This window comes from Phenylobacterium sp. (assembly GCF_030698145.1).
Lineage (GTDB): Bacteria > Pseudomonadota > Alphaproteobacteria > Caulobacterales > Caulobacteraceae > Phenylobacterium.
The window spans coordinates 1-9,926 of record NZ_JAUYNW010000022.1 but is presented as its reverse complement, the minus strand read 5'-3'; the positions used below and the strand labels follow the sequence as shown (position 1 = coordinate 9,926).

Genomic DNA, 9,926 nt, shown 5'->3' with positions numbered 1-9,926 from the left:
CGCGCCTGTCTGCGTGATCGTGACCTACGACCGCGTGCTGGACGGCAGCGACGACACCCCCTTCGATTGCGGCGCCGTGACGACCGCCCTGGTCAACGCCGCCTGGTCTCGCGGGCTGGGCGCGGTGATCAACAGCCAGGGTATCATGCAATCACCGGTGGTTCGTGAGCACGCCGGAATCGCCGACGATCAGGTCATCATGAAAAGTATCGCGCTGGGTTGGCCGGATGAAAGCTTCCCGGCGAATGCGGTGGTGTCCGAACGCAAGGCGGTGGCTGAGGCTACGGTGTTCGTCGGTTTCGGCGACTAGGCGCGAAGCGACCTTTTTCAGTCTCGACCTACATCATCGCATCGCTATGCCAGCCTTCGACCGATTGTGTTGAAAAAGGCGGTCGACTGACGAAGCTGGAGATCGGCTGCCTGCATGGAAGGTCGCGTTAGATCCCGAGAGACAGCCGGATCTGGTCGTTCAGATGCGACTCGAACCCACGGTCGGCTGGCCGCCGCCCTCGATAGTGGAGAGGCTTGGCCGTTGTTCGAGGGCGGGTTCCGCGCCATGCTCCGCAGCGCACGTCCTTGAGGGGCCAGGATGGAGTACGTCGGAAGGCTTGTCAGCGCCGCCTGCGCGCTTGGGCTGATGGCCGGCGCCGCGATGGCGGCGACGCCTGACGCGACGGTGGCCGCGCCAGGGTACACCTACTTCAACCGGCCGGGCGCCATGGCCGCGGACTACGACCGGGACGTGGCCGGCTGCATCGCCACGGGGGTCGCCGGCTTCCAGGACGGCCGACTCGACAAGCATGGCGAAGTTCGAACCGGCGCGACCCCGCTTTTCGGGGGTGTCGTGCCGGGGATCATGTTCTCGATGGCCAACCAGGTCCGTCTGCAGGTCAGTCTGCAGAACTGCATGACGGTGGCCGGCTGGCGGGTGATGCGGCTCGACGACGCCCAGGGCGCGGCGCTGTGGCGGGCGGCCCCAGAGGAGATCGCCCGCCAGCTCGGGGCGTGGGCGGGCGCTGAACGGCCGCCAGGCGACGTGGTCCGGTCGTACGAGAACGACGCCGCCCGCCGCGGCGCCGTGGTGTTCGCGATCCACACGATCCCGCGGTTGTCATTGCATTCTCTCAGCCTGAGAGCGTTCGACCCGCGTCGGCTGCAGGTCCATCCGGCCAGCAAGCTGCGGTACCCCGACATCAAGGCGAAGTATGTGGCCAAGCCGCTCGACGCGGCCGCCGTCGGGGCGGTCCCCTCGACCGAGGCGCTGGCGATCTTCTCCTTCTCCGGCAAATCCCCTTCGAAGTACGACTTTCTTCAAGTCCGCCGGTTCGGTCCGACGCCGGAGACCCATGCCTGGGATGCGGACGGGCGGCCAGACGAGTTCTTCCTGTGGGGTGAGCAATGGAAACCTCTCTCCAAGACCGATCGGGAAGTCTACGCCGTCGCCCTCCCGCCGGGACGGTGGCGTATATTGTCGCGCAGTACGCTGGAGCTGTGCCTGGGCGCGCCGGCCTTCGAGGCCAAGGCGGATGATGTGATTTATCTGGGGCATTTCGATCTGGACGCCGGGATGCTCTCGCCGGACCTGAAACTCGACAGTCTGCCCGCCGGCCTACCGATCACTCCCGAGCAGCGCGCCCGCCTGCGCCCCGCCGCCTGGCTGAACGGCGCGCGTTGGCCCTGCTTCCCGGCCGTCGCGATCTTTGCCATGGAGTTTCCGGGACTACCGGCGGAGCCCGGTTATCGTGCGGGTGTCCCGGCGACGCCATAGCCGATAGCGAGGCGCCGTTGCGTAGACGCGGCCCCCCGCCAACAACCGCTTGAGTGACCGGACGTAACAGGCACACCGTGCTCGAAACATCCCCGGGAGGGAACGATGCACGATCTGGTCATCCGTAACGGCGTGCTGGTCGATGGAACCGGCGCTCCTCCCCGCCGCGCCGACGTCGCGGTGGACGCGGGCCTGGTCACTCAGGTCGGCGAGGTCGCCGCCAAGGGCCGCCGCGAGATCGACGCCGCGGGCCTGATCGTCACCCCGGGCTGGGTGGACATCCACACCCACTATGACGGCCAGGCCACCTGGGACGCGTATCTCTCGCCCTCTTGCTGGCACGGCGTGACCACCGTCGTGATGGGCAATTGCGGCGTCGGCTTCGCGCCGGCCCGGCCCGACCGCCACGACTGGCTGATCGGCCTGATGGAGTCGGTCGAGGACATCCCCGGCGCGGCCTTGGCCGAAGGCATCAAGTGGGATTGGGAGACCTTCCCCGAATACATGGACAGCCTGGAGCGCAAGCCCCGCGTGCTCGACATCGCCACCCAGGCGCCGCACGGGGCGATCCGGGCCTATGTCATGGGCGAGCGCGGCGCGCGCAACGAGATGGCCACCCCCGAAGACATCGTCGAGATGGCCAAGATCACCCGTGAGGCCGTCGAGGCCGGGGCGCTCGGCTTCTCCACCTCGCGCACCCAGCTCCACCGCGCCAAGGACGGTGAAGCCATGCCGGGCACCTTCGCCGGCGCCGACGAGATGATCGGGATCGGCGAGGCCCTGGGCCTGGCCGGCCATGGGGTGTTCGAGATGGCCTCGGACATGGCCATGCCGGAGGACGAGTTCGCCTGGATGAAGGCGTTCGCGACCAAGACCGGCCTGCCGGTGACCTTTGGCCTGCTGCAATCGCCCGGCGCGCCCGACAAGTGGCGCGACATGCTGAAACTGACGGAGGAAGCCCGCGCGGAAGGCGCCCAGATCACAGCCCAGATCGCTTGCCGCCCCACCGGCATGGTCCTGGGCTGGCAATCGACGGTGCATCCCTTCGTCCGCAAGGGCGCCTATCGCGCCATCGCCCACCTGCCGTTCGCCGAGCGGCTGGTTCACCTGAAGGACCCCGCCGTGCGCGAGGCGATCCTGTCGGAGGACGCCCCGCCGCCCCCCGGGATCGGGGCGATCCTGACCCATGGCTTCAAGACCATGTTCCGCCTGGAGCGCAACGGACAGCTCGACTACGAGCCCCGCGCCGAGGACTCCATCGCCGCGGAGGCCGAGCGCGCCGGCTGCAAGCCCGACGAGATCGTCTACGACATGCTCATGGAGAACGACGGGCGCGGCTATATCTACCTGCCCCTGCTGAACTACGCCCAGTTCAACTTCGACCACATCGCCGAGATGATGCATCACCCGGCGACGATCCTCAGCCTGTCGGACGGCGGCGCCCATTGCGGGGTGATCTGCGACGCCAGCTTCCCGACCTACATGCTGACCCACTGGGTGCGCGACCGCGCCCGGGGCGAGCGACTTTCGCTGGAGAAGGTGGTGTCCATGCAGACCCGCGACACCGCCAAGCTTTACGGTCTCAACGACCGGGGCGTGGTGGCGCCCGGGATGAAGGCCGACCTCAACATCATCGACTTCGAGGCCCTGTCGATCCGCGCCCCGGAAATGGTGTTCGACCTGCCGGCCGACGGCCGGCGGCTGGTGCAGCGCGCCGACGGCTATCGCGCCACCGTGGTCTCGGGCGTCGTCACCTTCGAGAACGGCGAGGCCACCGGAGACCTGCCCGGCAAGCTGATCCGCGGGCCGCAGGCCTCCCCGGTCGCCATGGCCGCCGAGTAGGCGCCTTCCGAGGTCGGCCCTATGCTGAGCGCATGATCCGCCACGCCCGCGCCGCCGACCATCCCGCGATCCGAGAGGTGGTCGCCGCCGCCTTCGCCAAGACCGACGAGGCCGACCTGGTCGAGCGCCTGCGCGCTTGCGGCGACGTGGTGTTCGAACTGGTCGAGGAGAACGGCGGCGAGATCGTCGGCCATATCCTGTACAGCCGCCTGTGGGCCGACAGCGCCTTCCTCTACGCGGCCCTGGCGCCGCTGGCGGTGCGTCCCGACCGTCAGAGGGACGGCGTCGGCAAGCGGCTGATGAAGGCCTCGTTGGTGGCCGCGCGCGAGTTCGGCGCCCATGCCGTGATCGTCCTGGGCCATCCCGCCTACTATCCGAAGTTCGGCTTCAGCGCCGAGGCGGCCAGGTCCGTCAGCTCCCCCTATTCCGGCAGCCCGGCCTTCATGGCCATCGCCCTGGAGGACGGCGCGCTTGATGCGCCGGTGACGGTCGCCTATCCCGAGGCCTTCAACGGCTAGCGGCGCGCCCGCTTCCGGCTAAGCTCGCCGCGCAACGCTCGGAGCCTCGCCCCATGAAGACCTACCGCATCGGCGTCATCGGCCTGGGCCAGCGGATCGCCCATGTGCTGGCCGCCATGAAGGAGGTCGGCTGGAGCCTGAACGTCGCCGCCCATGTCGACCCCGCGCCGGTTGGCGCCCCGATCCTGGCGGCGGCCGGGATCGATCCAGGCCAGGTCTGCGCCGACGCGCCCGAATTGCTGAGCCGCGGCCCCTACGACCTGGTGATGATCGGAACCCCCAACCATCTGCATTTCGAGCACCTCAACCTGGCGCTCGACGCCGGTTTCCCGATCTTCGCCGAGAAGCCGATCGTCCGCACCGAGGACGAAACCCACATCCTGGCCGCCCGCCTCGCCGCCGGCGGGACGCCGCCGCTGTTCATCGGCCTGGTGATGCGCTCCATGTCGATCGTGCGCGAGACCATCGCCCGGGTGGACCGGGGCGACCTGGGCCAGCTCGTCTCCGTCGACGCCACCGAACACCTGCCGCCCGAGCACGGCGGCTATCTGGCCCGCAACTGGCGGCGCAAACAGGAGTACGGAGGCTCCTACCTGCTCGACAAGGTCTGCCACGACTTCGATATCTTCGGCCGTCTGGCCCGATCGCGGCCGGCCAAGGTGGCGAGCTTCGGCGGCCGGGACATCTTCACCCCGGCCCGCGCCGCCGCGCCCCGGGTCTATAGCGACGGCCAGCCCGCCTACGCCCTGCGCGACGCCGGCTGGGGCAGCGCCAACGACGCCTTCCAGTCCGACATGGACGTCACCGACCACCAGACGGCGCTGGTCCAGTACGCCAACGGCGTGCGGCTGTCGTTTCACGCCAACAGCCACGTCGCCCTGCCCGAGCGGCGCTGGTACCTGGCCGGGACCGACGGCACGCTGATCGCCGATCTGGTCCGCAACAAGCTGATGTTCCGCAAGGCCATGGATCGCGGCAAGCCCGAGCGCATCGAATACGGGAACCGCACCGAGGACAGCCACAACGGCGCCGACCAGTCCATGGCGCGCGACCTGCTGGCCGCCCTGGAGGGCCGCCAGCCCTTCCCGGTCACGCCGTTCGACTCCATGGAGGCGGGGTTGAGCGTCATGGCCGTCGACGAGGCCATGGCGCGGGGCGAGATGCTGGACTGCGCCCCGATGTGGGCCCGCTACGACGCCGCGCGCGGGGCCTGAACGAAGGCTGCGCCGACCAGCTCCTGTAGCAGGGGCGTCGCGGGATAGGGGTGATGGCGGTACTGCCGGAAGCCCTCGGCCATCGCCACGCCGAAGTCGCGACCCCGCCGCCGCGACCAGGTCTCCATCGACTGTAGCTGGTCGGGAACGTCGTGCTGGCGCGCCACCCAGGCGGCCTGGCTCTGGTGGGCGGCCAGCATGGCGCGCTTGGTCTGGAAGGTCGCCTCGATATCGACGCCGAAGTCAGGGACGGTCCAGGCCCCGGCGCGGTCGCGGCCGCCGATGGGGTCCATGAAATAGAGGTGCGGGATCCAGGCGAGCGGCGGCGAGGAACCGGTCGCGTAGTTGGGCACGGAGGCTGCGAAACAGGCGTCGCGCACCAGCAGGCTCACCGCCTCATGATCGGGGTGGTAGTCGGCCGGCGAGGCCGTCAGCACCACATCCGCGCCGGCCCAGCGCACCAGCTCGGTCACCGTGCGCCGGCTCGCATCGTCGTTGAAGACGCAGAGGTCGCCGATCCCGCCGCAGCGGTATTCCGCGCCCACGAGGGCGGCGGCGGCGGCGGCCTCCGCCTGGCGGGCCCGCGCGGTCCGCGCCTGGTCCATCTCGGCCGAACCGAGATCGCCCGCCGTCACCGTGGCGATCTTCACCGTGTGGCCCAGGCCCGCCAGGACGCCCAACGTCCCGGCGCCCAGGATCTCGATGTCGTCCGGGTGGGCGTGGATCGCGAGGATGACGGTCATGGCGTTCAGCCTCGCCACCGCGGCGGGCGGCGTCAATCGGCCTATTGCAGCGCGCCGCCGTCCTGGCCGTCGTTGGCCGGCGCGGGCGCGCCTTCCATGGCCGCGAGCGAGGCGTTGATCTCCTTGATCTCGGCGGCGGTCGGTTTGCGGCGCGGCGCATAGAGCGTGCCCAGCACCCGGGTCTTCTCGCCGCCCACCGAACCGGCGTCGGCGACATTGTAGGTCCGCACCTCGCCGGCCACGGCCAAGGTGATCTGGCGGCCGCCCGGAACGCCCTGGCCCTCCGGGTCCAGCAAGCCCTGCGTCCGCGGGTCGATGCCGCCCAGCACGGCGGGCGAGATATAGGCCTCGCCCCCCGCATAGCGGCCGGTGAAGGCGCCGGGTTCGCCCCACGGACCGGTCCAGCGATAGAAGATGTGCAGGCCAACCTGTTTCATCTTGACCAGGGTGGGCGCCCAGTACGGGGCGACATAGTTGGCGTGATAGTGGGTGGCCGAGCCCACCACCTTGACCACATGGCCGCTGAGGGCGCGCCGGGCGATGTCCTGGGCCTGGCGCCAGAGGCCGGGCTCGGGCGCATAGGCCAGCGAACCGTCGCAGGTGAAGCTGAACTGGCAGCCGGTGGCTCGGGCCGAGCCCTGATAGACCACCGCGCAGACCGATTTCGGATAGGCGGGGTGACGCAGACGGTTGAGCACCACCTGGGCCACCGCCTCGCGGCCAAGCTGGGGCTCGCGCGCGCTTTCGTAATAGACCGCCTCGGAGAGGCAACGCTGGGCGCGCGCGCCGTCGGACCCGCCAGCGGCGAGGTGGAAGGGCCTCATCGGCCGGATAGGCAGTTTCGAAAATGCCCGCAATCCATTGATTTCCTGGGCTGTTTCAGGAATTTCGGTGTCGAGGCCAAGATCCGGGACCTTGTCCAACTCGAGCGTCGTCCAGCCGATCGGCCGACCCCAGAGATCGGCGTGCCGGCCGATGTCGTGGCGGTTGGCCACCGCCAGCATGGCCGGATCCATCTCACCCTTCAGCCGCGTGATGGCGCGATAGGAGAGCGGCTCGGCCTCTTCCCCCAGGGCCGGCGCCTTGGCTCGCGCATAGACCTCCACACAGCCCCACGTCACCGCCGCGGCGGCCGTGATGGCCATCGCCGCGGCGATCCAGGGTTTGCGAGGAAGGGTCGGCTTCACGGCGGGACGGATCTTCCAGTTTGCAACGGGCGCAGGGTTCTGCAGCACGAACCGGGCCAAAATAGGGTTCTTGGTCGCAGATATCGAGTGTTGCCTGCCCGCGCCGAGGCTCGCATGGTTACCGCGCCGTCTCCTCTCCGCGGCAGGCCTCCGGGAGCCTCCCTTGCCGCTGACCCCTGTCGAGTGGCCGCTTCGGCTCGTTCCAAGACGCTCGCCGCCCCTGATCCGGGGCGCGGCGATCAGCCTCGTGGCCATGGCGGCCGCCATTCTCAGCCGCGGCGGAATCCTCGGTTGGGAGAACGCCTTCGGGCTCTCGGTCACCTATTTCCCGGCTTTCATCATCGCCACCCTCTATGCCGGCCAGGGCTGGGGATGGGCCACCCTCGCCACGGCCCTGGCGATCGGCCTGATCGCGGGCGGGCCGTCGCCCCCGGGCATATCCGGCCCCGCGGTGATGGTCATGTTCACGCTGTCCGGCGCGCTGACGGTCCTGGTGGCCGCGGCCCTGCGCAGCGTCCTGCTGCGCCTTGGCGAGGCGCAGGCCGACCTCGACGCCAGCGAGTCGTCGTTGCTGCTGGCGCAGGAGGCCGGAAGCGTCGGCCTCTGGAACTGGGACCTGATCAACGGCGGCGGCTATTGGTCGCCGATGCTCTACCGGAACCTGGGCCTGCCCCTGGACACCCCGGTCAGCTTGCGCGCCCTGCTGGACGTCATCCATCCCGACGATCGCGAACGGGTGCGGCGGAGCAATCTCGGGGCCGGCCGCGAGGGCCGCGTGAACCCCACCGAGTATCGGGTGATCTGGCCGGACGGCCAGGTCCGCTGGTTGCTGGCGCGGGGCGAACTCCTGCGTGACGACCAGGGCCGGGTCACCCGCGCCCTGGGGGTCAATATCGACATCACAGAGCGCCGGCTGGCCTTCGAACAGGTTCGCGAAAGCGAGGCGCGGTTCCGCGCCCTGGCCGACAGCGCGCCGGTCCTGTTGTGGGTCTCCAAGACCAACGGCAAGCGCGAGTTCGTCAACCAGGCCTATGTCGACTATCTGGGCGTCACCTACGACGAGGCGACCAATTTCGACTGGCGCCAACGGCTGCACGAAGAGGACCTGCCCCGTATCCTGCGCGAACAGGTCGCGGGCGAGGCCTCCCGGGCGACCTTCACGCTCGAAGCCCGCTATCGTCGCTCTGACGACGAATGGCGATGGATCCGGTCGATCTCCCAGCCGCGCCAAGGGCCGACCGGCGAGTTCATCGGCTTCATCGGCATCGGCTTCGACGTCACCGCCGCCAAGCAGGCCGAGGCCGACCTCATGCGGATCAACGACCTGCTGGCCGAGCGGGTCGAGGGCGCAATGGCCGAGCGCGACGCGGTCGAGGCTCAGCTTCGCCACGCCCAGAAGCTGGAGGCGGTCGGCCAGCTCACCGGCGGGGTGGCTCACGACTTCAACAACCTGCTGACCGTGATCATCGGAGCGCTGGACCTGATGCAGCGCCACCCCGACGACGCGGCCCGGCGCACGCGGATGCTGGACGCCGCGCAGAACGCCGCGCGGCGCGGGGAGCGCCTGACCCAGCAGCTGCTGGCCTTCGCCCGCCGCCAGGCCCTAAAGCCCGAGGCGGTGCGCATCGACTGGCTGGTGGCCGAGAGCGAGCCGCTGCTGCGCCAGGCGTCGGGCGAGGCCGCGGTGCTGATCGTGGTTCCCGGCGCCGACGAGGCCGTGGCGATGATCGATCCGGGCCAGTTCGAGGCGGCCCTGATGAACCTGGTGGTCAACGCCCGCGACGCCGTCGGCCAAGGTGGGGTGATCCGCATCGAGACCGCGCCCTGCGAGCTCGGCAAGGGCGAGGTTCCGGACACCGCGCCCGGGTCCTATGTCTGCGTGACCGTGTGCGACACCGGTGTCGGCATGGCGCCGGACATCGTCGGGCGGGTGTTCGAGCCCTTCTTCACCACCAAGGAGATCGGCAAGGGCACCGGCCTTGGGCTCTCCCAGGTCTATGGCTTCGCCCACCAGAGCGGCGGCGGGGTGACGATCGAGACCGCGCCCGACCAGGGGGCGACGGTGCGCCTCTACCTGCCACGGACCACCGCCGCGGCCGGCCCGGCGCCCGAGACGTCGTCAGGGCCCAAGGCCGCCGAGCCGGGCGGACCCGCCCTGACGATCCTGCTGGTCGAGGACGACGCGGAGGTCGCGGGGATGGTGAGCGCCATGCTGGCCGACATCGGCCATGAGGTCATCCACGCCGACGGGACCGCCGCGGCGCTCGAGCTGCTGCGGGGCGGCCAGGCGGCGGACCTGATGGTCACCGACCTGGTCATGCCGGGCGAGAAGTCCGGGGTGGATCTCGCCTACGAAGCCGTCACCCTGCGCCCGGGCCTGCCGGTGATCCTGTCGTCGGGCTATGCCGGCGAGACCTTGAACTCTGTCGACGGCGCGCCTTGGCCCTTGCTGCGCAAGCCATACACAGCCCAGACCCTGGCCAGGGCGATCCGCGGCGCCATGGATCGGGCGGCCGAAACAATTTCGTGACAATGCGTGACTTGCCCCCGGCCGAACACGGGTCTATATGTCTCTCATCGGTTTTGCTCCTTTTGAGCATAATCACGACGCCGACGGGGCGCTGCAGACATCCCGCGGCGTTTTTTGAGGCCGA

General features: G+C 69.6%; 8 protein-coding genes. 6 read left to right on the top strand and 2 right to left on the bottom strand.

Annotation, left to right across the window (positions count from 1 at the left end):
* The 5 genes from Q8Q77_RS02490 to Q8Q77_RS02470 all read left to right on the top strand — a co-directional run.
* A partial coding sequence (locus Q8Q77_RS02490) for a nitroreductase family protein (protein WP_305580833.1) occupies nucleotides 1-310 on the top strand: 310 nt, incomplete at its 5' end.
* Nucleotides 311-637: 327 nt separating this feature from the next.
* On the top strand, nucleotides 638-1,768 hold the full coding sequence (locus tag Q8Q77_RS02485) for a hypothetical protein (RefSeq protein ID WP_305580831.1): 1,131 nt from the start codon (nucleotides 638-640) through the stop codon (nucleotides 1,766-1,768).
* A gap of 105 nt (nucleotides 1,769-1,873) precedes the next feature.
* Nucleotides 1,874-3,610 (top strand): amidohydrolase family protein, encoded by a 1,737-nt coding sequence (locus Q8Q77_RS02480; RefSeq protein WP_305580829.1) that lies wholly within the window; start codon nucleotides 1,874-1,876, stop codon nucleotides 3,608-3,610.
* A 32-nt stretch (nucleotides 3,611-3,642) separates the two neighbouring features.
* Nucleotides 3,643-4,128 carry a GNAT family N-acetyltransferase gene (locus Q8Q77_RS02475; RefSeq protein ID WP_305580827.1) on the top strand — a complete coding sequence of 162 codons (486 nt, stop codon included), beginning with the start codon at nucleotides 3,643-3,645 and terminating at the stop codon, nucleotides 4,126-4,128.
* Nucleotides 4,129-4,181: 53 nt separating this feature from the next.
* Entirely contained in the window at nucleotides 4,182-5,342 is a 1,161-nt protein-coding gene (locus Q8Q77_RS02470; protein ID WP_305580825.1) for a Gfo/Idh/MocA family protein, read from the top strand.
* Here the strand turns inward: Q8Q77_RS02470 and Q8Q77_RS02465 are convergent.
* On the bottom strand, nucleotides 5,318-6,085 hold the full coding sequence (locus Q8Q77_RS02465) for a PIG-L deacetylase family protein (RefSeq protein ID WP_305580823.1): 768 nt from the start codon (nucleotides 6,083-6,085) through the stop codon (nucleotides 5,318-5,320). The two genes, Q8Q77_RS02470 and Q8Q77_RS02465, sit on opposite strands and share 25 nt — an antisense overlap.
* 41 nt (nucleotides 6,086-6,126) lie before the next feature.
* Complete coding sequence (locus Q8Q77_RS02460; protein WP_305580821.1) at nucleotides 6,127-7,332, bottom strand: cell wall hydrolase; 1,206 nt, start codon at nucleotides 7,330-7,332, stop codon at nucleotides 6,127-6,129.
* Between the two features lie 103 nt (nucleotides 7,333-7,435).
* On the opposite strand from Q8Q77_RS02460, the gene Q8Q77_RS02455 reads away from it, so the two are divergent.
* Nucleotides 7,436-9,802, top strand: coding sequence for a PAS domain-containing sensor histidine kinase (locus tag Q8Q77_RS02455; RefSeq protein ID WP_305580820.1), 2,367 nt, complete (start codon nucleotides 7,436-7,438; stop codon nucleotides 9,800-9,802).
* The last annotated feature ends 124 nt before the right edge of the window (nucleotides 9,803-9,926 follow it).